Source organism: Mangrovihabitans endophyticus (assembly GCF_014646155.1).
Classification (GTDB): Bacteria; Actinomycetota; Actinomycetes; order Mycobacteriales; family Micromonosporaceae; genus Actinoplanes; species Actinoplanes endophyticus.
In genome coordinates this window covers 1-24,461 of the sequence record NZ_BMMX01000060.1, presented here as the reverse complement: position 1 = coordinate 24,461, position 24,461 = coordinate 1, and the positions used below count along the sequence as shown (strand labels likewise).

The following is a 24,461-nucleotide window of genomic DNA, read 5'->3' as shown; positions in this document are numbered from 1 at the left end:
CCGGGGGCGAGGGGGCGCGCCGGGGGCGAGGGGGCGCGCCGGGGGCGAGGGGGCGCGCCGGGGGCGAGGGGGCGAGGGGGCGCGCCGGGGGCGAGGGGGTGAGGGGGCGAGGCGGGGGCTGGGGTCAGTGGGTGGCGTGGACGGCGTCTGTCGCCTTGCGTGCCGCTATCAGGACCGGATCCCAGACCGGTGCGAACGGTGGGGCGTAGCTGAGGTCCAGCCCCGTCATCTCCTCCACCGTCATCTGATTCCACACCGCGACCGCCAGGGCGTCTATCCGCTTCGCCGCCTCCTCGCGGCCCACGATCTGCGCCCCCAGCAGCAGCCCGGTGCGCTTCTCCGCGATCAGCTTGATGGTCATCGTGGCCGCGCCCGGGTAGTACCCGGCGCGGCTGGTCGATTCGACCGAGGCCGTCACGTACGCGTATCCGGCCGCTCGCGCCTCGTGCTCGGTCAAGCCGGTGCGGGCCACCTCCAGCTCGCACACCTTCGTCACCGCCGTGCCGATGACGCCGGGGAACGTCGCGTACCCGCCGCCGATGTTGATGCCCGCCACCCGGCCCTGCTTGTTCGCGTGGGTGCCGAGGGGCACGTGGACCGGCCGTCCACTGATCCGGTGCACCGACTCTACGCAGTCGCCGGCCGCCCAGACGCCGTCCAGGCGGCCCCCGCCGAGCAGCCGCATCCGCAGATCGGTGCGCAAGCCTCCGGTCTCGCCGAGCGGGATGCCGGCGTCCGCGGCGAGCGTGGTGTTCGGGCGTACGCCCAAGCCGAGCACCACGATGTCGGCCGGTAGCTCGTCGTCCGGCGTGCGCACCGCGCGCACCCGGCCGTCGGTGGTCTCGATGCCGTGCACGTGGGCGTTGGTGCGGATGGCGATGCCCAGTCCGAGGATGGCCTTGCGCACCCGCGCCCCCATGTCGGGGTCCACGGTGGACATCGGTTCCGGGGATTTCTCCAGCAGGGTGACGTCCAGGCCGCGACGCACCATGGCCTCGGCCATCTCCACCCCGATGTAGCCGCCGCCGATCACCACGGCCCGGCGGGGCGCGGGGTGCGCGTCGAGCCACGCGTGGATGGCCGCGCCGTCGTCCAGGGTTTGCACGCCGAACACCCCACGCGCGTCCACGCCGGGCCACGGCGGCGTGACGGGCACCGCGCCGGCCGCGTACATGAGATGGTCGAAGCCCTCGCGGATCTCCCCGGCCGGACCGTCGACGCGGCGCGCGACCACCTCGCGGCGGTCCAGGTCGATCCCGGTCACCTCGTGCCGCAGGCGCACGTCGATGTCCTGCTTGGCGAACTCCTGCGGGGTACGGGTGATCAGCGCCGCCCGGTCGGTGACGTGCCCGCCGATCCAGTACGGGATGCCGCAGGCCGAGTACGAGGTGAAATGCCCCCGCTCGAACACGGTGATCTGCAGGTCGTCCACGCCGGAGCGCTTGCGCGCCTGGGATGCGGCGGACATGCCCGCGGCGTCCCCGCCGATGACGACCAGCTTCACCGCGGGCCTCGGGTGGCCGCGACCAGGTGGTCCACGACGTCGGACACGGAACCGGACCGGGCCAGGATGGCGCGTTGCCGGGCGGCGCCGGTGCCTCGCTTGCGCAGCCGGCCCATCAGCACGCTCGCCATTTCCAGGTCGCCGTGGCGGGCAAGCTCCGGGCGTACGTAATCGAAAAGCTGCCGCAGCAGCCGCCCGGCGGGCCGGGCCTGGCGGGTGGCCATGTCGATGTTCAGTCCCTCCAGCCCGTCGTGCGCGGCGCGCCAATGCGCGGCCATCAGCAGCGGGTGCGGGATCTTCGGGGCGGGCACACCGGCCCGGACGTCGTGCAGCAGCGTGGCCACGAGCGCCCGCGCCAGCGCGGCGAGCAGCAGCGCGTCGTCCAGGGTGGGGCAGACGTCGCCCATCCGGATCTCGACGGTGGGATAGTTCGCGGACAGCCGCGCGTACCAATACAGCATGCCCTCGTCGAGCATCGCGCCGCTGGCTTCCAGGTCGGCCACCAGCATGGCGTACTGGTCGTGGTCGTCCAGGTACGGCGTGGGGCCGACGGTGGGCCACCGCTCCCACATCACCGAGCGCCAGCTCGCGTACCCGGTGTCGCGGCTGCCGAACAGCGGCGAGTTGGCCGTCGCGGCCTGCAGGATCGGCAGCCACGGCCGCAGATGGTTGAGGATCTGCACGCCGGACTCCGGGTCCGGGATGCTGACATGCACATGCATGCCGTTGAGCCCGGCACCGGGGGACAGGTCGCCGAACCGTTCCCGCATGCGGTGGTAGCGGGGTTTGTCCACCACCCGCGCGTGCGGGCCGGGCCCGGGAGCGGCGCCGACCGCGACCAGCCGGGCGCCGGCGCGCTCAGCGGCGGCGGACAGTTCCCGGCGCAGCCGGGTCAGCGCGCTGAACAGCCCGCTCAGTTCGAGCTGCGGCGGGCTGGCCACCTCGATCTGGCTGCGCATGAATTCATGCTGAACCACGTCGCGCAGATCCTCGGGCACTTGCGCGAAAACATCTTCGACGGCTTCCACCGACCGCGGTTCCACCGCGTCGACGAGCAGGTATTCCTCTTCGACGCCGAGGGTGAGCAGGTGCTGCGACTCCGCCTGCTCGGCCAGCTCGTCGGGGATCGTGGTGGGACCGGCTGCGGACTCCATGGCCGCCGGTGTACCCCCGGGTGACCAGCGGGAAACGGCGGTCACCGGGACGGGGACGGCCGGGCGACCTTGCCCGGTCGAACTATGGTGATGCGCATGTCCCTGTGGGGAGCGCTGGCCCTGGCGCCGGCGCCGTCGTCTTCGCACCTGCTCCTCGGCTTGGCCGTGGTGGCAGTGGCGCTGCTGGTCGCTCTGGTGGCGGCGGCGCCCGCCGCGCTGGGGCCCGTCGCCGACTCCCGGCCCGGCAGGGCCGCGCGGGACGGGCACGTCCGGTGCCCGTCCCGGCTGTCCGATCCCGGCGCGCCTGGGCGCCCGCGTCCGCGTGCACCGGCGCACGCGGCGGCAGCGACACTCTGATCATCCGCCCGGATCCCGTCCCGCCTCAGGCGACGACGGGTCCACGGGCCGTGCCGTCGCGCCCCTTCGCGGACCCTCGATCGACGAGTGCGCTGCCTGCCGTGTCCACCGTCTGCCCGGACCGCAGGAGTTCTCCATGTCCTTCTCATTCGGCGCCTTGGTCGGCGCCGCCCACGCCGTGCTGGAGGGCCTCGCCGCCCTCCTGACCCCCGCAGCCGGCGGCCTCGCCGCCGCCCTGGCCGTGGTGCTGCTGACCGCGGCCGTGCGCCTCGCCATCAGTCCGCTCAGCTACCTCCAGGCCCGCGCCACCCGGCGCCGTGCCGCGCTTGCCCCGGACATCGAGAAGTTGCGGGCCAAGCATGCCGACGACCCGACGGCCTTCCTGGCCGAGAGCATGGCGCTGCACCGCGCGGCCGGGGCCGGAACCCTCGTCACGGTGCTCCCGGCGCTGGCGCAGGCGCCGTTCTTCATGCTCATGTACAGGGTCTCGGTCAGCGGTGTCGGCGGGTCGCTGGCCGGGGTGCCGCTGGCGGCGCACCTGGCGCAGGGCTTGCCCATCTTCGCGGTGCTGATGGCGGTGACTGCGGCGCTGGCATGGTGGTCCGCGCGCCGGATGCGTTCGGCCACGCCGGGCACATCGGCGGCGCCATCCGGACCGTCCGCGCCGGCTGCACCGGCCGGACTGACCCGCGCGATGTCGCTGCTGCCGTTCCTGACCGTCGGCGCGGTCGCCGTGCTGCCGCTCGCGGGCGCGCTCTATCTGACCACGTCCACCGCGTGGACGGCGCTGGAGACCGCCGTGCTGCGCCGCCGGCCGGCTTCGTCAGCCTGAACCGGGTGCAGTTCCGCAGGTAGTCATCATCGTCGATGCCTAGCACTGCGGCCGGGGGCGTGGCCAGTGCCCTCGGCCGTACCTGTCGGTTAAGGAAAAACTAAGTTCACAGATCTTTACATAGACTGTTAACACTCCTAATAATTGACCGGTCTCACTGGCGTGCGAAGGGACGGCGCGATGAAGAGGTCGGTAATCCTGGCGACCGCCGCGGCGATGGTGGCCGGTGGCGCCGCCGTCTACGTCGCCGGCTCGGCCTCGGCGGCAGCCGCCTGCGCCTCGGCGTGGAGCTCGTCCGCCGTGTACGTCAAGGGCGACGCCGCGTCGTACCAGAGCCACAACTACGAGGCTAAATGGTGGACGCAGAACGAGAACCCGGCCACGCACAGCGGCCAGTGGGATGTCTGGATCGACCAGGGCGCCTGCGGCGGTGGCGGCGGTGGTGGCACCCCGACCACGCCGCCGCCCACGACTCCGCCCACGACGCCGCCGACCACCCCGCCCACCACGTCACCGACGACCCCGCCGCCCACCGGCCCGCCACCGACCGGGACCGGGAGCCTGCCGGCCCACTTCCTCACCGGGTACTGGCAGAACTTCGACAATCCGGCCAACGAGATCAAGCTGGCCGCCGTTCCGTCCACGTACGACCTGATCGCGGTCGCCTTCGCGGATGCCACCGCGACGCCCGGCGCGGTGAGTTTCAGCATCGATCCGGGGCTGTCGGCGAGCGTCGGCGGATACACGAACGCGCAGTTCAAGGCCGACGTCGCCACGATGCACTCGCGAGGCAAGAAGGTGATCATCTCGGTCGGTGGTGAGAAGGGTTCGGTGTCGGTCAGCAGTTCGGCCGCGGCGACGAGCTTCGCCGACTCCGTCTACGGCCTGATGCAGACCTACGGCTTCGACGGCGTCGACATCGACCTGGAGAACGGGCTCAACCCGACCTACATGGCTCAGGCGCTGCGCAGCCTGCGCAGCAAGGCCGGCTCCGGGCTGATCATCACCATGGCGCCGCAGACCATCGACATGCAGAACCCGGCGGGGTCCTATTTCAAGCTCGCGCTCGACATCAAGGACATCCTCACCGTCGTGCACACCCAGTTCTACAACTCCGGCGCGATGCTCGGCTGTGACAACTTCGGCGCGTACGGCCAGGGCACGGTCAACTTCATCGTCGCGCTGACCTGCATCCAGACGGAGAACGGCCTGCGTCCCGACCAGGTCTCCATCGGCTTGCCCGCGAGCAGCAGCGCGGCCGGCGGCGGATACGTGGCCCCCACGGTGGTCAACCAAGCGCTGGACTGCCTTTCCCGGGGCACCAACTGCGGATCATTCCGGCCGCCGCACACCTATCCCGGCATCCGCGGCGCGATGACCTGGTCGATCAACTGGGACGTCACGGCCGGCCACGGCTGGGCGAACACGGTCAAGCCGCACCTGTCCACCCTGCCCTGATTCCACCCTGCCCTGATTCCACCCTGCCCTGATTCCACCCTTCCCCGATTCCCGAGTCCCACCATCCCCCACCATCCCCACGGACGGGAGTGCACCCGTGAAACTCCGAAACAAGATCATCACCGTGACCGCGGTCATGGTCACCGGCGCCGCCGCCGCGATCCTGCCGATGGCCGCCTCCGAGGCGGCAGCCGCCTGCGTCACGGCGTGGAGCTCGTCCGCCGTGTACGTCAAGGGCGACGCCGCGTCGTACCAGAGCCACAACTACGAGGCTAAGTGGTGGACGCAGAACGAGAACCCGGCCACGCACAGCGGCCAGTGGGACGTCTGGATCGACCAGGGCGCCTGCGGCGGTGGCGGCGGTGGCACCCCGACCACGCCGCCGCCCACCGACCCGCCGTCCACCGGCACCAAGATGGCCGCGGCGCCGTACATCTACCCCGGCTGGGGTAACCCGCCCGCCCCGTCGACGGTGATGAACGCGACCGGGATCAGGGCGTTCACCATCGCGTTCGTGCTCGCCAACGGCTGCAACCCGGTGTGGGACGGCGAGGGTGGCCTGACCGGCGGCGTGCACGCCAGCACCATCAACGCGATCAAGGCCGCGGGCGGCACCGTGGTCCCGTCGGTGGGCGGCTGGAGCGGCAACAAGCTCGGCCCGAACTGCTCCACCCCGCAGGCGCTGGCCGGCGCGTACCAGAAGGTGATCGACTCGTTCGGCCTCAAGGCCATCGACATCGACATCGAGAACTCCGACGAGTTCGAGAACGCTACGGTGCAGGACCGCGTGCTCGGCGCCCTGAAGATCATCAAGCAGAACAACCCGAGCGTGAAGACGATCCTGACCTTCGGCACCTCGACCACCGGCCCCAACTACTGGGGCACCCGGCTTGTCACCCAGGCCAAGGCGCTGGGCGCGAACATCGACATCTTCACCCAGATGCCGTTCGACTTCGGCGGCGGCTCGGACATGTACGGCGCCACGGTGGGCGCCACCGAGGGCCTGAAGAACCTGCTCACCTCGACGTTCGGCTGGAGCGCGGCGACGGCGTACGCGCACATGGGCATCTCCGGCATGAACGGGCTGTCCGACCAGCAGGAGCTGACCAGCCCGGACACCTGGACCCGGATCCGCGACTACGCCAAGAGCAAGAACCTGGCCCGGTTCACCTTCTGGGCGGTCAACCGCGACCGCGGCTGCCCCGGCGGTGGCGTGGTCTCCAACTGCAGCGGCATCGCGCAGGCGGACTGGGAGTTCACCCGGATCAGCGCCGGCTTCTGACATTTTCCGGTACGCGCGGTCGTCGGCCTTCCCGGGCGACGGCCGCGCGTCGGCGTTCTCACCAGCTTGAGACGGTCCACCGCTGCGCGCGGCCGGGGAGATGCGCCGAAAGCTGGCGCGGTACCGGTAATGTCGCGGCGCGATGGAGACGTTGACCAGCCGGGGGCGCGCGGTCCGGCTCGCGGTGGCCGCGGCCGGGCTCGGGCTGCTGCTCGCGGGCACCCTGTGGGGGCAGGACGACGACTTCCCGTTCGGCCCCTTCCGGATGTATGCGACCGCCCCGGACCCGGACGCGGACGCCGGTGACACCCGTGTCGAGGCCACCGACGCCACCGGGCGCACGGTGGTGCTCAACGAGGCGAACAGCGGCATCCGTCGCGCCGAGATCGAAGGGCAGATGGGGGCGTACCTCACGGCGCCGTCGCGGCTGCGGCAAGTGGCCATGGCCTATGCGAGCCGCAATCCGAGCGCCGCGCCGCTGACCGAAGTCCGCATCGTGACGCGCTGGGTGGAGATCGAGGACTCGCGGCCGACCGGCGCGAGTCACGACGAGACCATCGTGACCTGGGCGGCTCGGTGAGAAACACGGGCGGCCTGATGACGCGGGCGGTCGGACGGACCGCCGACTGGTTCACCTCGCCGGTGCCCCGGGGCCGGATCGCCGCCTTCCGGACGCTGATCTACCTGTTCGTCGCCGCCGACCTGGTGATCTTCACGCCCTGGGTGCGCCAGCACGCGGACACCCCGACCGACCTGTACCAGCCCCTGCTGATCGGCCGGCTCCTGCCGTTGCCGGTGCCGACGCCGCTGCTGGTGCACGCGATCTTCTGGACTTTGCTCGCGGTGGCGCTGGCCGCGGCCACCGGCCGGGCTCCGCGGCTGCTCGGCTGGACCGTCTTCGCGCTCTACTTCGAGTGGATGATCATCGCGATGAGCTACGGAAAGGTCGACCACGACCGGTTCGGGCTGCTCGTCGCGCTTGCCGCGCTGCCCACCGCCGGGCGGGCGCGGCACGGCGAAGCGGATCGCACCGAGGCGGGCGGCTGGGCGCTGCGGGTCACCCAGATCGCGGTGGTCTGCACGTATTTCCTGGCCGCCTGGGCGAAGCTGCGCTTCGGTGGTCTCGACTGGACCACCAGCTCGGTGCTGGCGTGGGCGATCGTGCGGCGCGGCACGGAGCTGGCACATCTCGTGGCCGGCGTGCCGTACCTGCTGATTCTGGGCCAGTTCGGCATCATCGCGTTCGAGCTGGCCAGTCCGTTGATCTTCGTGCTGCGAGGTCGATGGCGGCTGCGCGCGGTGGCCTTCTTCTACGGGTTCCACCTGGCCACGTTCGCCACCATCACCATCTCGTTCGCGCCGCACCTGGCCGCGATGGCCGCCTTCCTGCCGCTGGAACGGGTGCGGCCGGTGCGCGCGGTGCGCGGTTTCGTGGCCGCGCGGCGCGGACATGTAGGGGACCATGAGCGAGCGGTGGTATCAGAAGGCGGTCATCTACTGTCTTGACATCGACACGTTCGCCGACTCCAACGGCGATGGCGTCGGCGACATCCGTGGCCTGATCGGGCGGCTGGACTATCTGTCCCGGCTGGGCATTACCTGTCTGTGGCTGAACCCCATCCACCCGTCGCCGGACCGCGACGACGGCTACGACGTGTCGGACTTCTACAACGTGGATCCGCGCTTCGGCAACCTCGGTGACTTCGCCGAGCTGCTGCACGAGGCCGGGAACCTCGGCATCAAGGTGATCATCGATCTGGTCGTGAACCATACGTCCGATCAGCACCCGTGGTTCCAATCCGCCCGATCGTCGCCGGACTCGCCGTACCGCGACTGGTATGTCTGGTCGGAAACCGAGCCGCCGGACCGTAAGCAGGGCATGGTCTTCCCGGGGGAGCAGAAGGAGACCTGGAGCTACGACCGGACCGCCGGTCTCTGGTACTACCACCGCTTCTACAACTTCCAGCCGGACCTCAACATGAACAACCCGGAGGTCCGCGAGGAGGTCAAGAAGATCTGCTCGTTCTGGCTGCAACTGGGGGTGGCCGGGTTCCGCATGGATGCGGTGCCGTTCATCATCGAGGAGACCACGCCGGGCGTGCCCGCGCCGCCCAAGGACATGGACTTCCTCACCGAGCTGCGCCAGCACGTGCAGTGGCTGGTGGGCGACGCGGTGCTGCTGGCCGAGGCCAACGTCGAGCCGGACCAGCTCGTCGGATACTTCGGCGACTCGGGCGGGTCGAGCAACCGGATCCACATGCTGTTCGACTTCATGCTCAACGGCCGGTTGATGCTCGCGCTGGCCCGGCAGGACCCGGAGCTGATCATCGATGCGCTCCGGGACACGCCGACCCTCCCGCACGGCGGTCAGTGGGCCACCTTCCTGCGCAACCACGACGAGGTCGACCTGTCGCGGCTCACCGCCGAGCAGCGCGCGGACGTGTTCGCCGCGTTCGGCCCGGACGAGGACATGCAGTTGTACGGCCGGGGCATCCGCCGCCGGATGGCGCCCATGCTGGGCAACGATCGCCGGCGCCTGGAACTGGCGTACGCGCTGCAGTTCAGCCTGCGCGGCACGCCGGTGCTGCGGTACGGCGAGGAGATCGGGATGGGCGACGACCTGTCGCTGCCCGGCCGCAACGCGATCCGCACGCCGATGCAGTGGTCGATGATGCCCAACGCCGGCTTCTCCTCGGCCGGCCCGGACGACCTGGTACGCCCGATGGTCACCGGCGGGGAGTTCGACTGGCACAAGGTCAACGTCACCAAGCAGCGGCACGACCCCGCGTCGCTGCTGTCGTGGTTCGAGCGGATGATCCGTACGTTGCGGGAGGCGCCCGAGGTGGGCAGCGGCAGGTGCACGCACGTGGACGTGCCGACCCCGCCCGGCGTTCTGGTGCATCGATGCGACGACGTCACCGGCACCATGCTCTTTGTGCACAATCTGTGCAAGAATTCGGGGACCGTCGATCTGAGCAGCGTCTACGCGGAATCCGAGCACCCCAACGACGTGCTGGCTGACCAGGAGTATCCGGAGCCCGGCAAGCTGGACGCGATCAAGATCGGCGGCTACGGCTACCGCTGGATCCGGATTCGTCGCCGTCCGTGAGCCGGGTTAGGGTCTGACTCGCGCATGATCCGCGAGTCGGACCAGGCCCCGCCGCGCCCGGTGCCGGTTCGGGCCGGCGGCCGGAAACGCAGACGATCTTGGAGGTTTCCGCATGACCCAGCCCGACCGGGTGGCCATCGTCACCGGAGCAGCCCGCGGCATCGGAGCGGCCACAGCACGACGGCTGGCCGCCGACGGCATGGCCGTCGCCGTGGTCGACCTGGACGAGGCCGCGTGCGCCAACACGGTCACCGAGATCCACGATGCGGGCGGCACCGCGCTCGCGGTGGGTGCGGACGTGTCCGCGCCGGATCAGGTGACCGCCGCGGTCGAGCGGGTGGTGGAAACGCTGGGCGCCCCGACCGTGCTGGTCAACAACGCGGGGGTGCTCCGGGACAACCTGATCTTCAAGATGACCGACGAGGACTGGGACACCGTGATGGCGGTCCACCTGCGGGGCGCGTTCCTGTTCTCCCGCGCGGTGCAGAAGCACATGGTGGACGCCCAGTGGGGGCGCATCGTCAGCCTCTCCAGCACGTCGGCGTTGGGCAACCGCGGGCAGGCCAACTACGCCGCGGCCAAGGCCGGGATCCAGGGCTTCACCAAGACCCTGGCGATCGAGTTGGGGCGCTACAACATCACCGCGAACGCGGTGGCGCCGGGCTTCATCGTCACCGACATGACCGCGGCGACGGCGGCGCGCGTCGGCGTGGACTTCGACGACTTCCAGAAGGCCGCGGTCAAGCAGATCCCGGTCGCGCGGGCGGGTCGCCCCGACGATGTCGCACACACCGTATCCTTCCTGGCCAGTGAGGGTGCGGGCTTCGTGTCGGGTCAGGTCATCTACGTGGCCGGCGGACCGCGCGCCTGAGCGTGGCTTGCCCGGCGGCGGTACAACGGGAGGAGTACCCCGCGCCGAAACGAAGGTGGAGTGCTCGACGGTGAATCGACGGATGACCTCGCGCAGTGTGTCGTTGACCAGCACGTTTCTGCTGCTTGCGGCGGGCGGCGCGGCAGCTTGCGACAACGGGAGCGACTATCAGGACGAGGGCTTCTATTGCGCCGACGAGAACGGCGTGATCGTCGACGAGGACTACTGCGACGACGACTACCACGGTCCCGGGGCGGGTGGCTTCTTCATCTGGCACTCGTCCGGGTACCGGCCGGGCTACCGGGTGGGCACCAAACTGCCGGCGGGCGGGAGCAAATTCGCCTACAACGACTCGTCCGCCCGGTCCCGGTTCGGCCTGCCCGCAAGCGGCAAGATCGGCAACGGCACGGTGAAGACGAGCGTGGTGGGCAAGGGCGGCAGCGGTTTCTCCGGCCGCTCCGGGAGCTGAGGCATGCGTCGACTTCCGTACGGCCCGGTCCGTGACGGCTGGCGTCTGACCAACTACAGCCTCGGGCTCACCTACAACGACACCGAGCTGCCCGACGGCACCATGGAGTCGTACTGGCAGGAGGGGCCGTACTACGAGTTCTCCCAGGCGGAGATCGAGGAACTGGAGACGGCGACCGCCACGCTGTACGCGATGTGCATGGAAGCCGGGGACTGGATGGTGCAGCAGTGCCCGCGGCGCACCGTCGAGGGGCGCCGGCAGGGCTACTTTGCCGCGGTCTGCACGCCGTCGACGTGCTTTTTGGCGCGGATCGGCATCCCCGAGTACGCCCACGAACAGATCATCCGGACCTGGTTCGACGGCGACGCGGAGACGTGGACGCACTACGACAAGGACCCGGACATGCGCCTCCCGATGGAGACGCCGGACTTCTCGCCGACCGTCTACGGCCGTTTCGACCTCTGGTACTCCGGCGCCGGCAGCACGCCACGCCTGCTCGAATTCAACGCCCAGACGCCCACCTCGCTGGTGGAGGCGGCGGTCATCCAATGGCATTGGGCGGATCAGACCAACCTCACCCGGCACCCGTGGCGGCAGTGGAACTCGATCCACGATCGCCTGGTGGGCTGGGAGGCCGGCGACGGCGAGCCGGCCAACCCGGGCGCCTGGCGACGCAACATCGACAAGCTGCGCGAGGCCCGCACCCGGCTCCCCGAGAAACCCAAGATCTTCTTCGCGTACGAGACGTCGGAACGTACCGGCGAGGACCGGATGAATGTCGCCTACCTGATGGCCACCGCGGAGGAGGCGGGATATCCGGTCGAGCTGATCGCGATGAGCCAGATCGGCTGGGACGTGGCCGGCGACAGAGTGTTGTTCGTGCCCGGTCCGGGGCAGGAGAGCAAGGCCGAGCCGATCGACGTCATCTTCATGCTCTATCCGTGGGAATGGTTCTGGAACGAGGAGGGCGGCAAGGCGTTCTTCCGCAACATGGCCGATCCCACCAAACGCGGCACGGTATGGATCGAACCGCCCTACAAGGCGGCGCTGCTGGGCAACAAAGCGTTGCTGCCGGTGCTGTGGAAGCTGTTCGGTGACGACCCGGAACGCGGCAGATACCTCCTGCCCGCATTCTTCGCCGAGTCGTCCAAGGCGGCCACGCTGACCAGCTACGCCAAGAAGCCGGTCTGGGGACGCGAGGGCGGATCGGTCAGCCTGATCCGGGACGGCGCCACGCTGGTGGAGAACCCGTCCGAGTACGGCGCGGACGGCCGGTACGTGGTGCAGGAGCTGTGCGAGCTGCCGTCCTTCGACGGGCTGGAGGGCACCGTGCACCCGGTGATCGGCTCATGGCTGATCGACGGCGAGCCGGCCGGGATGGGCATCCGCGAGGGCTTGGGCGTGTCGGGCCTGGTCACCCGGGACAGTTGCAACTTCGTCCCGCACATCATCGCCTGACGCGCCCGACGCCGGATCAGATCAGGCCCGGTCCCGCGGCCGGTTGTGCCACAGCCACCACAGGCCGATCAGGGGGAGCACCAGGGGCACGTATCCGTAGCCCGACCCGTACCGGGACCAGACGGTGTCGTCCGGGAACGCCGCCGCGTCCGTCACCGTCAGCGTGCCCACCACCAGCACCCCGACCATCTCGATGGAGCAGCCGGTCAGCGCGATCACCCGGCCGCGGGCGCCGCCGACGGCCAGCCCCACGGTGGCCGCGATGTAGACCAGCGCCGCCACCGCGGACAGCAGGTAGGCCAGCGGTGCCTCGCCGAACTTGGTGGCGATCTGCACCAGCGCGCGGGCGCCGGCGGCCACCGCGAAGATCAGGTACACGGTCAGCAGCACCCGGCCGGGTCCGCTGCCCAGCGCCGCGTCCCGGGGCCGGGTCGTCGGCTCAGCCACTGGTCACCTCCGCGATCTGCGCAAGGCGCAGCACCAGCACCGGCAGCACCAGGCAGGCCACGCCGAGGATGAGGTTGCCCCATCGTGTCGGTTCCATCCGGGCCAGCACCGCGGCGGTGGGCGCGAAGGCGATCGTGGTGACGAGGTATCCGGCGAACGTGGCCGTCTCGGTGGGCCGGGTGCCGTCGAACAACCCGATCACGGCGACCACCACGAGGACCGCGACGAGCAGGGCGAGTGCCGCGGTGGCCAACAGGTCGAAGCGGCTCGGCGGCCGGTTCAGCGCGGAGCGCAGCAGGCACCAGGCCGCCAGGACCAGCGACGCCACGATGGTCGCGACCGACAGGGGTCCGTTCACCGGCCCAGCGTACTGATCAGGAAACCCGTGTTAGCTTTCGGCCATGGCAACACGGATGCGTTTCGGACTGTTCGGCACCGGACCCTGGGCTCACATGGCGCACGCGCCGGCTCTGGCGGCACACAAGGACGTCGAGTTCGTCGGCGTCTGGGGACGCAACGAGGCCAAGGCCGCGGAACTGGCCGGCGAGTACGGCGCGGCGGCGTATTCCGATGTGGACGCGCTGATCGCCGACGTGGACGCGATCGCGGTGGCCCTGCCGCCGGATGTGCAGGCGCCGATCGCCCTGTCCGCGGCGCGGGCCGGGCGGCACCTGTTGCTGGACAAGCCGGTGGCGTTCACCGTCGCCGAGGCCGACGCGATCGCCGCCGCGGTTGCCGAGCGTGACCTGGCCTCCGTGGTGTTCTTCACCCGGCGGTTCGTGCCGCAACTGGCCGACTTCCTCGCCCGTGCCGGTGAGTCCGGCGGCTGGGTGGAGGCACGCGTCGACCACGTGGGCACCATCTTCGATCCGGGCAACCCGTTCGGCGCCTCGGCGTGGCGCCGGGAGAGCGGCGGCCTGTGGGACGTCGGCCCGCACGCGGTGGCCCTCGTCATGCCGCTGCTGGGACCGGTGGTCGAGGTCACCGCGATGGCCGGACCGCACGACATGTCCCACGTGCTGCTGCGTCACCAGGGCGGCGGCATCAGCACACTCACGTTGTCGGTCGACGTGCCACCGGCCGCCGCGCGCGAGGAGGCCGTGTTCGCCGGTGAATCCGGCGTGATCACCGTTCCCACGCTGCCCTGGGATCCGGTGGCGGCGCTGGGCGTCGCGCTGGACCAGTTGGTGGCCGCGGCCGACGGCGGTCCTGCGCCGGCTCTTGACGTGCGCCTCGGCGCGCACATCACGGCGGTCCTCGCCGCAGCGGCAGAGTCGATCCGGACGGGCCGCGCGGTGCGGGTGAGCGCCCCGGGGTTCCCGCTCGGCTGAAACGGGCGTTTCAGCGGTGTCAGAATTCCGGGATGACGGCCGACGGCGCCAGTGCGCGCGAGACGGAACTCCTGGAAGCGGCGTACGGCTATGTGACCGAGCACGGATTCGCCGAGCTGTCGTTGCGCCCGCTGGCGGCGGCCATCGGGTCCAGCCCGCGGGTGCTGCTGTTCCTGTTCGGGTCCAAGGAGGGCCTGACCCGTGCGCTGTTGGCCCGTGCCCGCGCCGACGAACTGGAACTGCTCGACCGGATCCGAGCGACCGGCCTGGCCGACGCCGGGCGGCAGGTCTGGTCGTGGCTCGCCGCGGCGGAGCATCGCAGCCTGCTCACGCTCTGGCTGGAGGCGTACGGGCGTTCGCTGACCGAGCCGACCGGCCCCTGGGCGGACTTCGCCGAACGGACCGTGCGGGACTGGCTCGGGGTGCTGGCCGCGGCCCAGCCGGCGCCCGTGCGGGACACCCCGGACGGGCTGGCGCGGCGCACCCTGGTGCTGGCCGTGCTGCGTGGCGCGCTGATGGACCTGCTGGCCACCGGGGACGAGGAACGCACCGCGGCCGCGGTGGACATGCATCTCGCGACCCTCGACGTGCGGGCGAACTAAGTCTCACCCCACCGTCACGGTGATGGTGTGCCAGCCGGTCGCGCCGTCCGGGAAGGGCGTGGCGCGCTTCTCCGTCTGGGTCTGACCGTCGCCGTCGACGGCCCGCACGGCGATGCTGTGCTGGCCCGCCTTCGCCGACCACGGGAGGCGCCACTGCACCCAGGTGTTGACGGACGGTACGGGCAGTAGCTCGGCCTTCTCCCACGGACCGTCGTCCACCCGCACCTCGACCGCCTCGATGCCACGGCCCTGCGCCCAGGCGACCCCGGAAATGGTCTCCCGGCCCGTCTTGAGCTGCGCGAACGGGCGCGGCCGATCGATCCGAGAGGCGGTCTTCACCGGGGCGCGAGCGCTCCAGCCGCGGCGCACCCAGTACGGGTCGAAGTCGGCGAACGTGGTCAGTTCGAGTTCGCTGATCCACTTGCACGAGCCCGCGTACCCGTACAGGCCGGGGGTGAGCATCCGTACCGGGAAGCCGTGGATCTGTGGCAGCGGCTCGCCGTTCATGCCGACGCACAGCATGGCGTCGCGGCCGTCCAGCACGGTCTGCACCGGCGTGCCGATGGTCATGCCCTCCGACGAACGGGCCACCACTTGATCGGCGCGCGCATCGACGCCGATCTCCCGCAGCAGCGGTGCCAGCGGCACACCCAGCCAGGTGGCGGTGCCCACGTACGGGCCGCCGACCTCGTTGGAGACGCAGTTCAGCGTGATGGTGCGCTCGATGAGTGGCCGGTCCAGCAAATCCTGGAAGGAGAGCGTGAGCTCCTGATCCACCATCCCGTGCACCCGCAGCGACCATCCGGCCGGGTCGATGTCCGGCACGGTCAGGGCGGTGTCGACCCGGTAGAACCGGTCGTTCGGAGTGCGGAATCCCGGTGCGACGCCCGCGGGCACCGGCTTGGCGGGATCCGCCGCGGCGGGCAGCGTGATCGCTTCGCGGGAACGAGCGATGGCGCCGCCGCGTGCCCGCCCCACCAACGCGGCGGAACCACCGGCCACTACCGCGCCGCCGGCCACCAGCCCGGCCGCACGCAGGAATGCCCGCCGGTCGAACGGCCGGTCGTCCCGGCCGTCCACCATGATCAGGTCCGGGGGTGGCCCGGTGCCTGCCGCGCCGGCCCGGCGCACCAGCACCAGCAGGGTCACGGCGCACACCGCGGCGCCGACCAGGGAGGGTGCCGCGTCGTACCAGCGGGCTGCCGCTCCGGTGACCGCGGCTGCGGCACCGGCCACACCGAAGACGGATGAGCCGATGATCGCGGCGGCGCGGTGCTTCTGGGACAGCATCCCCATCGCCGCGGCGAACAGGGCCAGCCCGACGATGATCGTGGCGATGAGCACGGGCTTGTCGTTCGTGCCCAGTTGCCGGATGACGAATTCCTTGACCGTGGTGGGCGTCGCGTCGATGACCGCGGTGCCCACCGCGACCAGCGGGCCCGCCGCGGGCCGGGTCGCGGCCGCGAGAAGTTCCGCGACCGCGACCCCGAACCCGGCGGCGAGGATGCCGCAGGCCGCACCCGTGAGGCGGCGCATGATCAGCTCTTCGGCATCAGGACGGAGTCGATGATGTAGACGTTGGCGTTCGCGGTCTGCACATTGCCGCAGATCACCGAGGCGCCGTCGTCCACGGTGAAGTCCTGGCCGCTGCCGCTGACGGTCAGTTCGTCACCCTCCAGCGTCTTGTGCGTGCCGGCCAGGTCGGCCGGCGTCAGCTTCTCCGGCACCACGTGGTAGGTCAGCACCTTGGTCAGCGTGTCCTTGTCGTCCAGCACCTTCTTCAGGTCGGCCGACGGGATCTTCTTGAAGGCGTCGTCGGTCGGTGCGAAGACGGTCAGCGCGTCCGCGCCGTTCAGCGAGTCGACCAGGCCGGCCTTCTTGACCGCGGAGACCAGCGTGCTCAGCAGCGGGTTGCCGGATGCGGCGGTGGCGACCGGGACCTGCGCCATTGCTTCGAAGCTGCCCGGGTTGGACGAGTCGGTCGGCACTGCCGAGCAACCCGAGCCGAAGTTGGTCATCATGTCGCCGGACATGTCCGAGGACATGCTCGGCGCCGGGCTGCTCATGGTCGACTCGGGCGCCGCGCTGCCGGTTGACGAGTCGTCCGAGTTGTCCCCACATGCCGCGAGGGAAACGCTGAACAGGGCGGCGGCCGCGATGGCGGTGAGCTTCGTTGCGCGCATGGTACATCTCCCTTTTTAAGGTGGCTTGTACCAGTAATTCGTACCCGGTCTGGCGACGGATGGGTCCGGATGTCCGCAATCTCGGTGATTTCTTGGCCGGGTCACTCATTCGAGCACCGGCCCTGGTCACTCAGGTCAGCGTCACATTGGCGACTATCTGCGTCGGCTGCGGCGAACCGCCGGGCGGCTCCACCGAGACACCGAAGCCGTCATTGCCCGGCAGTCCGTCGATGACGCGCACCGCCGAACCGACGCCCGGATCCAGCAGGCCCGCCTTGGTCGCCGTTCGGCCGCGCAGGGTCCACAGCTCGAACACCCGGCCGTTCGCCGGCGGACCGTCGGCGCCGAGCATCATCACGCCCGCGTCGTACTGGGCCGAGGACGCCACCGTCACCTTGCCCCCGCCGACCACCGGGGCGGTGCGCACCACCAGGTCCGGAGCGGCGAGGATCTGGCGCGTCCGGGCCTCGCGGCGCTGCGCCTGCTCGGCCAGCACGCTCTGATCCTGGACCCGCTGCTCCTGCACCTGCCACACGCTCACCCCGGTGCCCGCCGCCAGCACGACCGCGGCCGCCGCGGCCGTCGCCCATCGACGCCACGACTCGACCCGGCGGTCCGGACGGGGCTTGCGCGCGGGCGGGAGCTGCCGGGTCCGGCCGACCTCGGCGAGGACCTGCTCGCGCAGCCGCGGCGGCGGCACCGACCAGGCATCGTCGGCCAGACGGCACACCGTCTCGCGCAGCTCGTCGAGTTCGATGCGACAGCTTTCGCACTCCGTCACGTGCCGTTCGAAGGCCACGCGTTCCAGGTCGTCGACGGCATCCAAGGCATAGGCGCCGACGAGCGCGTGAATGTCGGTCGCGGTCATGATGCGGTCACCCCCACACCGAGGCAGTCGCGCAGCCGGATCAGGCCGTCGCGCATGCGGGTCTTGATGGTCGGCAACGGAGCCTCCAGCAGGTCGGCCACCTCACGGTACGAGTGCCCCTGGTAGTACGCGAGGGTGACCGCCTGCCGTTGCAGCTCCGTCAGGTCATCCATGCAGCGGCGCACCTGCTGGCGTTCCAGGCGCCCGGCGACCTCGTCGGCGACCTCGTCGTACGGGGTGTCCATCGACGCGGAGCCCACCTTCATGGTCCGCTCGGCCGCGGACTGCTCGGCCCGCACCCGGTCCACCGCCCGCCGGTGGGCGATGGTGAAGATCCACGATGTCGCCGAGCCCCGTGTGGAGTCGAAGCGGCTCGCGGTGCGCCACACCTCCACAAGCACCTCCTGGGCCACCTCCTCGGCCTGCGCCGGATCGCGCAGGACACGGCGGATCAGCCCGTAGACGCGGGACGCGACCAAGTCGTAGAGCCGCGCGAAGGCCCTCTCGTCGCCCCGGGCCACGTCGCGCAAGCAGGTGGCGACGTCCGGGCCGGGCGCGGGGCCGGGCTCCGGATCGGGGACGGCCGAGAGATGTTCCGGCCGTCGGGCGGCGCTGCCGCGGTCCGTCATGTGCTCGGGCCTTTCGCCGGTGGTGTGATCACATCGTGGTTCGGCGCCGTGGGCTGGGTGGATGGGGCGGCGCCTGTGATTGTGCGCCTCCCCGGCCCCGCTCGCGCGTCGATGCTTCGCGTTCCCCTGCGGGCATATTGCCGGTTTGGTGTGTGTCAACGGACTGCGAATAGGACGATCAGCCGGACGGGGGACGAAACAAGCGTGATCCGGACAGCGTCCGCGTACATCGGATGGACGCACCGTAATGGTCCGAATACATTTTCCTGTCGAGCGTGGTAACGCCGCGCTCGACGGATGGTTCCGCGTGCGCGCTGACCGTGGCGTACGCAGGGGAGGTACATGTGATCGAGAACCGGGAACCGCAGGCGTGACCAGCCTGCCCGATGCCGAACGCGACGCGTCTGACGTGGTGCAGGCCCTGGCCGGATTGGCCGCGTTGCTGGGTCGTCCCGTCGAGCCGGGCGGCATCGATGCCGATGAGGTGAATCCGGCCCTGGCCGGTCTGGTCGAGGACGGTGGCGCGGCCGCCGCCCGGGTGCTGGCCTATCTACGTTCGCTGCGCCGACCGGGCGACGGCGAGGCCGCCCGGGTGCCGCCCCGGTTGGGGCCGTGGCGGGACTGGACCCCGGTGCGCGGCCATCTCTTCGGCGTGCCGAGTCGCGGCACCGACGTCGGCGAGCTGCCGCAGCCGCGGCGCGCGGACCCGGGGGAGTAGCCGCCGACGCCGGGGAAGCAGCAGTCCCGGGGGGACCAGCGGTCCCGCTCACCCGAGCCGGCGCAGCGTCTCCGACGGCGTGACGCCGTACCGTTCCCGGTACGCCGAGGCGAACCGGCCGAGGTGCGCGAAGCCCCACCGGTGTGCCACCGCCGCGACCGTGATCCGGGTCGGGTCGGCACGCCGGAGCGTCTGGTGGACCCGCTCCAGCCGAACCCTTTGCAGGTAGGCCATTGGCGTGCACCCGATGTGCCGGCGGAACCCCTCCTGCAGGGAGCGCACGCTCGTACCGGCCGCGGCGGCCAGGTCGGAGACCGTGAACGGCAGCTCCGGCTCGTCCTCGATCACTTCGATGGCCCGGCGTACCGCACGTGGCCGTCCCGCGGGTGCCGGAGCCGCCAATTCGTCGCGGTAGCGGTGTGACGTGCTGAGCAGCAAGCCGGTCAGCACGCTGTGCCGCAGTTGGTCGGCGATCGGCGGCTGGTGGATGAGGCTGGCCGGGTCGGGAAGCTCGTCATGCAGCAGGCGCACCAGGCGGCCCCAGGTCTGCGCCGGTCCGGCGGTCAGGTCCAAGGTCGGTGGCAGATCGATGCCGCCGTGCACGCTCCGGCCCAGCATCGCCGACAACTCCGCCTCCAGCTCGGTCGCCGGCACGCCGACGTGCAGCGCGGACTGGTGCGCCTGGTGCGCGGTCAGCACCGCACCGTCCGGCCGGAAGAGCACCGCCGAACCGGGGCCGGCGGTCACCTCGTGCCCGGCCTGGCGGGCGGTGATCGGGCCGGCCAGCGGAAGCGTCACGTGATAGTCGCCGAGCTGGGGTGCGATCAACCGCACCGACGCGCCGAACTGCACATATGCCACCGTCAAAGGTCCGAGTTGGATCACCTCCAGGTCCAACGAGAAGGTGCCGTTACGGTCCGGTATGCCGATGGACAGCGGATACAAATATCGGTTTAGCGCGGCGCTGGCGTGATCCAAGTCGAGGCTGGTGAAGCGCGCTACATCCGGCTTGGTGCCGATCGCCGCCGGGCTTCGGTCGGACCCGTCAGGCATGCCTCATTGCACCCTTACGCATACTGGGAGTATTCGACTCGGACATCCGTGTCGTCAACGCCAGCGCCGCGCGTGACCGTTACCGCACATTCCGGCCATATGAACTACTCTGGCGTTCCGCGCCTACGTGGCGTAACTTGCAGACCAGCGGAAGGTTGAAGGGAACGCGGTCGTCGTCGACACCTTGCGCGAGGTGTTGCGTCTGCGCTGCTGGTCGGCGCATGGTCCGCGGAACGACGCTAGGAAGAGGGCAGCCGTGTATCTGCCGATCACCACGCGCCAGTTGGCCGACGGCACCGTCGAGATCGCCCCGAGCGGTGAAATCGATCTTGACAATGCGCATGTGATGCGGGACGCCGTCAACGACGTGCTGACCAGCTCCACGCCGGTCAAGATCTGCCTCGACCTGCAACGCGTGATGCTGATCGACAGCATCGGCATCGGGATCCTCGTGGCGTGCTTCCACGCCGCCGCGGCCAGCGGGGTCAAGCTCGTGGTGAGTCACCCGAGCCCGACGGTGTACCGGCAGCTTTGGGTCTCCGGCCTGGTCGGGCTGCTGGGCTGCGCGGAGCCGCCGTCGCCGCGCACGTCGGTCGGCCTGCGCCCGTCCTGACCGGCGATCCGCGCCCGCGCGGCGCTCGGCCGGCCCTGCGCCGGGCCCTCACCGCTTACTGGCCACATCTGATCGGCGTGCCGTACGTGGCCGCCGTCGCCGGGGTCACGTTGTTCCCGATCGAGTCGCACCCCGCGGCGTACTGGGCCGGGGACCCCTGGTGGACGATGATCCACTGGATGCCCGGCGTGGTGGACGCGCCGAGCTCCGTGCTCAACGTGATCATGTTCGTCCCGTACGGCGTGCTCGTCCCGTTCCTCGTGCGGCGCGCGGACGGCTGGGCGCGGATGGCGGTGGCCGGTGCCGCCGCCAGTGCCGCCATCGAGCTGACTCAACTGGTGCTGGGTCTGACGTTGGGCAGCCGGCGCACGGTGGACGTCAACGACCTCATCGCCAACACCGCGGGCGCGCTGCTGGGCCTGGCGCTGCTGCGGCTGGCCGTGCCGAACCCCGCGCACCGGCAAACGCTCGCCGCGCGCCAGCAGCGAGGCGGACACCCACGACGAGGCGGACACCCGCGGCGAGGCGGACACGGTGTCCGAACCGACCGGCTCACACGTACGGATCGGGCTCGCGCTGGCTGATCTTGATGAGCTGGCCGTCCGGGCTCTTGACGCGCAACTGCGGACCGAAGTCGCGATGGGTCGTGACGTCCTCGACGGCGACACCGACTCGGCGCAGCCGTTGCGCGAGCTCGTCCAGGGCCATCACCGCGCCGAAGTTCAGCTCGACCGCGCCCTCCTCCGGTCCGGGCGGCTGCGTCATCAGGGTGATCTGGATCGGGCCGAGCTGCATCAGCACCCAGTCGCTGTCCCGGCTGCCGTGGATGAGCTCGGCGCCCAGGTGCTCGTAGAACGCCACCGCCGTGGCCAGCTCGGCGACGTGGATGACCGGCTGTGCCACCAGCCGTGCGGCGCTCGCATCGGCGGCGCCGACGATCAGCCGCTCGGTGGGCGGATCGGTCACCGGCGTCGCGGGGTGCTCGCTCGGCGCCGGAGCAGCCGCCGCGCGTCTCGCCGGCCCGGTACCGGCCGGGGTCGTGGTGCCCAGGGGCTTCGCGCGTCCGGCATTGCGGCGCACGGGTGGCCCGCCGCCGGGCGGAGGTGCCGGTCGCTTGCCGTGTGGTGGTCTCTGGTCGGCCATGGGCAGACTCCCGTCGTCCGTTCGGTGCCGCCGTCCGTCATCGGCGCCGAATGTTCAACGACGCGTGCCGCGAGCCGACACACCCCTGAGCGCGACGCACGCGGTGGCCAGATCCATGGCATGCGACGAGTTCTCGCCAGTACGCTGCATCGGTGCATGTGATCGCCGTGCTCGCGCTGGACGGCGTGGTGGCCTTCGACCTGGCGACCCCGCTGGAGGTCTTCGGACGGACCCGTCTGGCCGACGGCACCACGCCGTACGACGTACGCGTCTGCGGTACCGGCGAGGAGATCGACGCCGGCGCCTTCGCGGTGCGCCCGCCGCACGGGCTGGACGCGGTGGCCGCCGCTGACACGATCATCCTGCCCGGATGCGCGGACCCGGCCTCGGGCGTACCGGACGAGGTGACCGCCGCCCTGCGCACGGCCGCCGCCCGTGGGGCCCGGCTCGCGTCCATCTGCACCGGCGCGTTCGTGCTCGCGGCAACCGGCCTGCTGGACGGCAGGCGGGCGACCACCCACTGGGCCGCCGCCGGCATGCTGGCCGAGAGGTTCCCCGCGGTGCGGGTCGATCCCGACGTGCTGTACGTGGACAACGGCCCCGTCCTCACCTCGGCGGGCGCCGCCGCGGGACTCGACCTCTGCCTGCACCTCATCCGCCGCGACCACGGCTCGGCGGTGGCCGCCGACGCCGCTCGGCTGTCCGTCATGCCGTTGGAACGCGAAGGCGGCCAAGCGCAGTTCATCGTCCCGCAGGCACCGCCCACGCCGCGCGGCTCGGACATGGAACCGCTGCTGCGCTGGCTGGCGGAGAACTGCGGAACCGACCTGACCCTGGAGCGGATCGCCGCGCACGCGGGCATGAGCACGCGAACCCTGAACCGCCGGTTCCGCGAACAGACCGGCACGACCCCGCTGCAATGGCTGCACCGGGCACGGGTGCGGCGCGCGCAGCATCTGCTGGAGACCACCGGGGACACCGTGGACCGGGTCGCGGCGATGGTCGGCTTCGGGTCGCCGACCGCCTTCCGGGAACGCTTCCGGCGTGTCGTGGGGACCAGCCCTCAGGCGTACCGGGCGGCGTTCCGCGGCCGGACCGAACGAGTCGGCTCGTCCGGTCCGGCTCGTCCGGTCAGTCGTTGAGCTGGCTCTTCTCGATCTCGGTGAAGGCGCGCTCGATCAGGGCCGCGGCGGCATCCGGACCCGCCGCGGGCAGCAGATCCGCCAGCAGCAGGGCGGCGTGCTCGGCCAGCCCCGCAGGCGGCGGCGCGCCGTCCTCGTCCTGCACCCCCAACGCGCTCGCCAGCAGGAACAACATCGTCTGCGGGTCCACCCCGGGACGCCACTGCGCCGCGGCGCGCACGCTGCGGGCCAGCACGGCGCGAACGTCGTCGGAGTCCAGCCCGTCCGGGTGGGTCTCCTCCAGCCGTACCCGGACCGCGGTGCCGAGCACCAGCCCGACGCGGCCCGGGTCGAGCGCGGCCAGATCGCCGGTCGCGGCCGTCAGCCCCGCCTCGTCATGCTCGGTGGCCGCGGCGACGGCGGCGACACAGGCGGTCGCGACGGGACGCGCGGGTGCGGGCAGGCGACGATGCCATGAGTCGGTCATGCCCGGGACTCTAGGCGAGGCAGAATGCCTTCATGACGAGTCTCGAAGCCGTCACGGCCTGGGTGCAGAGATACCGGGCTGCCTGGGAAAGCAACGATCCGGCCCGGATCGGCGACTTGTTCACCGAGGACGCGGCATACTTCACCGAGCCGTACGCGAAACCGTGGCACGGCCGGGCGGAAATCGTCGCGGGGTGGCTGGAGCGCAGCGACAAACCGGCGACCACGTCGTTCGCATGGCATCCGCTGATCGTGACGGCGGATTTGGCCATCATCGAAGCGACGGTGGATTATCCGGACCGGACGTTCAGCAACCTCTGGGTGTTGCGGCTGGACCAGGGCGGGCAGGCACGCCAGTTCACCGAGTGGTGGATGCAGCACCCCTAGTCACCCACCCCCTCCGCCCCCACCCCACTCCTTCGCCCCGCCCCGGCCCGGCCTCTCCGCACCGGCGTCCGCCCCACCCCGTCCCGGCCTCTCCGCACCGATGTCCGCCCCCACCCCTCCGCCCCGCCCTGCCCCGCCCCGTGCCGCCCCGTCCCGCCTCCGCGTCGATCTTGAGGTTTCGGCGGCGGTTTGCGTGATTGGTGGCATTTTCGGCGACCCAATCTCCAAGATCGTGCCGCTTAGCGCGTCGATCTTGGAGTTTGTGCAATGGAATGGGGCTTTTGTGGGGGTCTGGACGAACGGAAAGTTCAAGATCGACGGGGCGGCGGGCGGCGGGCGGCGGGCGGCGGGCGGCGGGCGGCGGGGCGACGGGCGAGGCGGCGACG

At 70.9% G+C, this 24,461-nt stretch carries 29 protein-coding genes; 18 read left to right on the top strand and 11 right to left on the bottom strand.

Going from position 1 to position 24,461, the window contains the following annotated elements; genetic code table 11:
* Nucleotides 1-124 precede the first annotated feature (124 nt).
* Together IEY73_RS30600 and IEY73_RS30595 are read right to left on the bottom strand one after the other, a co-directional pair.
* Nucleotides 125-1,504: an FAD-dependent oxidoreductase gene (locus IEY73_RS30600; RefSeq protein ID WP_189082828.1), complete on the bottom strand. Its 1,380-nt coding sequence runs from the start codon at nucleotides 1,502-1,504 to the stop codon at nucleotides 125-127.
* Nucleotides 1,501-2,658 carry a carboxylate-amine ligase gene (locus IEY73_RS30595; protein ID WP_189082827.1) on the bottom strand — a complete coding sequence of 386 codons (1,158 nt, stop codon included), beginning with the start codon at nucleotides 2,656-2,658 and terminating at the stop codon, nucleotides 1,501-1,503. The genes IEY73_RS30600 and IEY73_RS30595 overlap by 4 nt, the downstream gene beginning before the upstream one ends.
* A 96-nt stretch (nucleotides 2,659-2,754) precedes the next feature.
* Here IEY73_RS30595 and IEY73_RS30590 point away from each other — a divergent pair, with 96 nt between their 5' ends.
* The 10 genes from IEY73_RS30590 to IEY73_RS30545 all read left to right on the top strand — a co-directional run bounded on the left by IEY73_RS30590 (nucleotide 2,755) and on the right by IEY73_RS30545 (nucleotide 12,494).
* Nucleotides 2,755-3,015, top strand: a complete 261-nt coding sequence (locus tag IEY73_RS30590) for a hypothetical protein (RefSeq protein WP_189082826.1) — start codon at nucleotides 2,755-2,757, stop codon at nucleotides 3,013-3,015.
* 136 nt (nucleotides 3,016-3,151) lie between these two features.
* Nucleotides 3,152-3,847, top strand: a complete 696-nt coding sequence (gene yidC, locus IEY73_RS30585) for a membrane protein insertase YidC (protein ID WP_189082825.1) — start codon at nucleotides 3,152-3,154, stop codon at nucleotides 3,845-3,847.
* A 180-nt stretch (nucleotides 3,848-4,027) separates the two neighbouring features.
* Nucleotides 4,028-5,305, top strand: coding sequence for a glycosyl hydrolase family 18 protein (locus IEY73_RS30580; RefSeq protein ID WP_189082824.1), 1,278 nt, complete (start codon nucleotides 4,028-4,030; stop codon nucleotides 5,303-5,305).
* A 97-nt stretch (nucleotides 5,306-5,402) separates the two neighbouring features.
* Nucleotides 5,403-6,587, top strand: a complete 1,185-nt coding sequence (locus IEY73_RS30575) for a carbohydrate-binding protein (RefSeq protein WP_189082823.1) — start codon at nucleotides 5,403-5,405, stop codon at nucleotides 6,585-6,587.
* 142 nt (nucleotides 6,588-6,729) lie between these two features.
* Nucleotides 6,730-7,167, top strand: a complete 438-nt coding sequence (locus IEY73_RS30570) for a hypothetical protein (protein ID WP_189082822.1) — start codon at nucleotides 6,730-6,732, stop codon at nucleotides 7,165-7,167.
* A gap of 17 nt (nucleotides 7,168-7,184) precedes the next feature.
* Nucleotides 7,185-8,093: an MFS transporter permease gene (locus IEY73_RS30565; protein WP_189082821.1), complete on the top strand. Its 909-nt coding sequence runs from the start codon at nucleotides 7,185-7,187 to the stop codon at nucleotides 8,091-8,093.
* A complete protein-coding gene (locus tag IEY73_RS30560) occupies nucleotides 8,050-9,696 on the top strand; it encodes an alpha-amylase family protein (RefSeq protein WP_189082820.1) in 1,647 nt (548 codons plus the stop codon). Before IEY73_RS30565 ends, IEY73_RS30560 begins: the two co-directional genes overlap by 44 nt.
* 112 nt (nucleotides 9,697-9,808) lie before the next feature.
* The gene (fabG, locus tag IEY73_RS30555) at nucleotides 9,809-10,567 is read left to right on the top strand and encodes a 3-oxoacyl-ACP reductase FabG (RefSeq protein ID WP_189082819.1); all 759 of its coding nucleotides are present in this window, start codon (nucleotides 9,809-9,811) and stop codon (nucleotides 10,565-10,567) included.
* Nucleotides 10,568-10,649: 82 nt separating this feature from the next.
* Nucleotides 10,650-11,036, top strand: a complete 387-nt coding sequence (locus IEY73_RS30550) for a hypothetical protein (protein WP_189082818.1) — start codon at nucleotides 10,650-10,652, stop codon at nucleotides 11,034-11,036.
* A gap of 3 nt (nucleotides 11,037-11,039) precedes the next feature.
* Nucleotides 11,040-12,494 (top strand): glutathionylspermidine synthase family protein, encoded by a 1,455-nt coding sequence (locus IEY73_RS30545; protein ID WP_189082817.1) that lies wholly within the window; start codon nucleotides 11,040-11,042, stop codon nucleotides 12,492-12,494.
* Nucleotides 12,495-12,515: 21 nt separating this feature from the next.
* On the opposite strand, the gene IEY73_RS30540 is transcribed toward IEY73_RS30545, so the two are convergent.
* Together IEY73_RS30540 and IEY73_RS30535 are read right to left on the bottom strand one after the other, a co-directional pair.
* Nucleotides 12,516-12,941, bottom strand: a complete 426-nt coding sequence (locus tag IEY73_RS30540; RefSeq protein ID WP_189082816.1) for a hypothetical protein — start codon at nucleotides 12,939-12,941, stop codon at nucleotides 12,516-12,518.
* The gene (locus IEY73_RS30535) at nucleotides 12,934-13,299 is read right to left on the bottom strand and encodes a hypothetical protein (protein ID WP_189082815.1); all 366 of its coding nucleotides are present in this window, start codon (nucleotides 13,297-13,299) and stop codon (nucleotides 12,934-12,936) included. Before IEY73_RS30535 ends, IEY73_RS30540 begins: the two co-directional genes overlap by 8 nt.
* Before the next feature lie 55 nt (nucleotides 13,300-13,354).
* Here IEY73_RS30535 and IEY73_RS30530 point away from each other — a divergent pair, with 55 nt between their 5' ends.
* Nucleotides 13,355-14,272 carry a Gfo/Idh/MocA family protein gene (locus IEY73_RS30530; protein WP_189082830.1) on the top strand — a complete coding sequence of 306 codons (918 nt, stop codon included), beginning with the start codon at nucleotides 13,355-13,357 and terminating at the stop codon, nucleotides 14,270-14,272.
* Nucleotides 14,273-14,304: 32 nt separating this feature from the next.
* Nucleotides 14,305-14,874, top strand: a complete 570-nt coding sequence (locus tag IEY73_RS30525; RefSeq protein WP_189082814.1) for a TetR/AcrR family transcriptional regulator — start codon at nucleotides 14,305-14,307, stop codon at nucleotides 14,872-14,874.
* Between the two features lie 3 nt (nucleotides 14,875-14,877).
* On the opposite strand, the gene IEY73_RS30520 is transcribed toward IEY73_RS30525, so the two are convergent.
* The 4 genes from IEY73_RS30520 to IEY73_RS30505 form a co-directional block, all read right to left on the bottom strand.
* Nucleotides 14,878-16,410 carry a molybdopterin-dependent oxidoreductase gene (locus IEY73_RS30520; protein WP_189082813.1) on the bottom strand — a complete coding sequence of 511 codons (1,533 nt, stop codon included), beginning with the start codon at nucleotides 16,408-16,410 and terminating at the stop codon, nucleotides 14,878-14,880.
* Between the two features lie 2 nt (nucleotides 16,411-16,412).
* Nucleotides 16,413-17,057, bottom strand: a complete 645-nt coding sequence (locus tag IEY73_RS30515) for a fasciclin domain-containing protein (protein WP_189082812.1) — start codon at nucleotides 17,055-17,057, stop codon at nucleotides 16,413-16,415.
* Between the two features lie 130 nt (nucleotides 17,058-17,187).
* On the bottom strand, nucleotides 17,188-17,925 hold the full coding sequence (locus IEY73_RS30510) for an anti-sigma factor (RefSeq protein WP_189082811.1): 738 nt from the start codon (nucleotides 17,923-17,925) through the stop codon (nucleotides 17,188-17,190).
* Complete coding sequence (locus tag IEY73_RS30505) at nucleotides 17,922-18,554, bottom strand: sigma-70 family RNA polymerase sigma factor (protein ID WP_189082810.1); 633 nt, start codon at nucleotides 18,552-18,554, stop codon at nucleotides 17,922-17,924. Before IEY73_RS30505 ends, IEY73_RS30510 begins: the two co-directional genes overlap by 4 nt.
* A gap of 370 nt (nucleotides 18,555-18,924) precedes the next feature.
* Between IEY73_RS30505 and IEY73_RS30500 the strand changes: the two genes are divergently transcribed.
* Nucleotides 18,925-19,272 (top strand): hypothetical protein, encoded by a 348-nt coding sequence (locus IEY73_RS30500; protein ID WP_229716305.1) that lies wholly within the window; start codon nucleotides 18,925-18,927, stop codon nucleotides 19,270-19,272.
* A gap of 48 nt (nucleotides 19,273-19,320) precedes the next feature.
* Here the strand turns inward: IEY73_RS30500 and IEY73_RS30495 are convergent, their stop codons facing one another.
* A complete protein-coding gene (locus IEY73_RS30495) occupies nucleotides 19,321-20,325 on the bottom strand; it encodes a helix-turn-helix transcriptional regulator (RefSeq protein WP_189082809.1) in 1,005 nt (334 codons plus the stop codon).
* A gap of 256 nt (nucleotides 20,326-20,581) precedes the next feature.
* On the opposite strand from IEY73_RS30495, the gene IEY73_RS30490 reads away from it, so the two are divergent.
* Together IEY73_RS30490 and IEY73_RS30485 are read left to right on the top strand one after the other, a co-directional pair.
* A complete protein-coding gene (locus tag IEY73_RS30490; RefSeq protein ID WP_189082808.1) occupies nucleotides 20,582-20,938 on the top strand; it encodes an STAS domain-containing protein in 357 nt (118 codons plus the stop codon).
* 77 nt (nucleotides 20,939-21,015) lie between these two features.
* Nucleotides 21,016-21,522 carry a VanZ family protein gene (locus IEY73_RS30485; RefSeq protein WP_189082807.1) on the top strand — a complete coding sequence of 169 codons (507 nt, stop codon included), beginning with the start codon at nucleotides 21,016-21,018 and terminating at the stop codon, nucleotides 21,520-21,522.
* On the opposite strand, the gene IEY73_RS30480 is transcribed toward IEY73_RS30485, so the two are convergent.
* Entirely contained in the window at nucleotides 21,491-22,081 is a 591-nt protein-coding gene (locus IEY73_RS30480) for a VOC family protein (RefSeq protein WP_189082806.1), read from the bottom strand. The two genes, IEY73_RS30485 and IEY73_RS30480, sit on opposite strands and share 32 nt — an antisense overlap.
* Nucleotides 22,082-22,233: 152 nt before the next feature.
* On the opposite strand from IEY73_RS30480, the gene IEY73_RS30475 reads away from it, so the two are divergent.
* On the top strand, nucleotides 22,234-23,223 hold the full coding sequence (locus IEY73_RS30475; RefSeq protein WP_189082805.1) for a GlxA family transcriptional regulator: 990 nt from the start codon (nucleotides 22,234-22,236) through the stop codon (nucleotides 23,221-23,223).
* Here the strand turns inward: IEY73_RS30475 and IEY73_RS30470 are convergent.
* Nucleotides 23,213-23,689, bottom strand: a complete 477-nt coding sequence (locus tag IEY73_RS30470) for a hypothetical protein (protein ID WP_189082804.1) — start codon at nucleotides 23,687-23,689, stop codon at nucleotides 23,213-23,215. The genes IEY73_RS30475 and IEY73_RS30470 overlap by 11 nt on opposite strands.
* 32 nt (nucleotides 23,690-23,721) lie before the next feature.
* Here IEY73_RS30470 and IEY73_RS30465 point away from each other — a divergent pair, with 32 nt between their 5' ends.
* Nucleotides 23,722-24,075, top strand: coding sequence for a nuclear transport factor 2 family protein (locus IEY73_RS30465; RefSeq protein WP_189082803.1), 354 nt, complete (start codon nucleotides 23,722-23,724; stop codon nucleotides 24,073-24,075).
* 193 nt (nucleotides 24,076-24,268) lie between these two features.
* Nucleotides 24,269-24,461: hypothetical protein (locus IEY73_RS33935; protein ID WP_229716304.1), on the top strand; the 193-nt coding region annotated here is incomplete at its 3' end.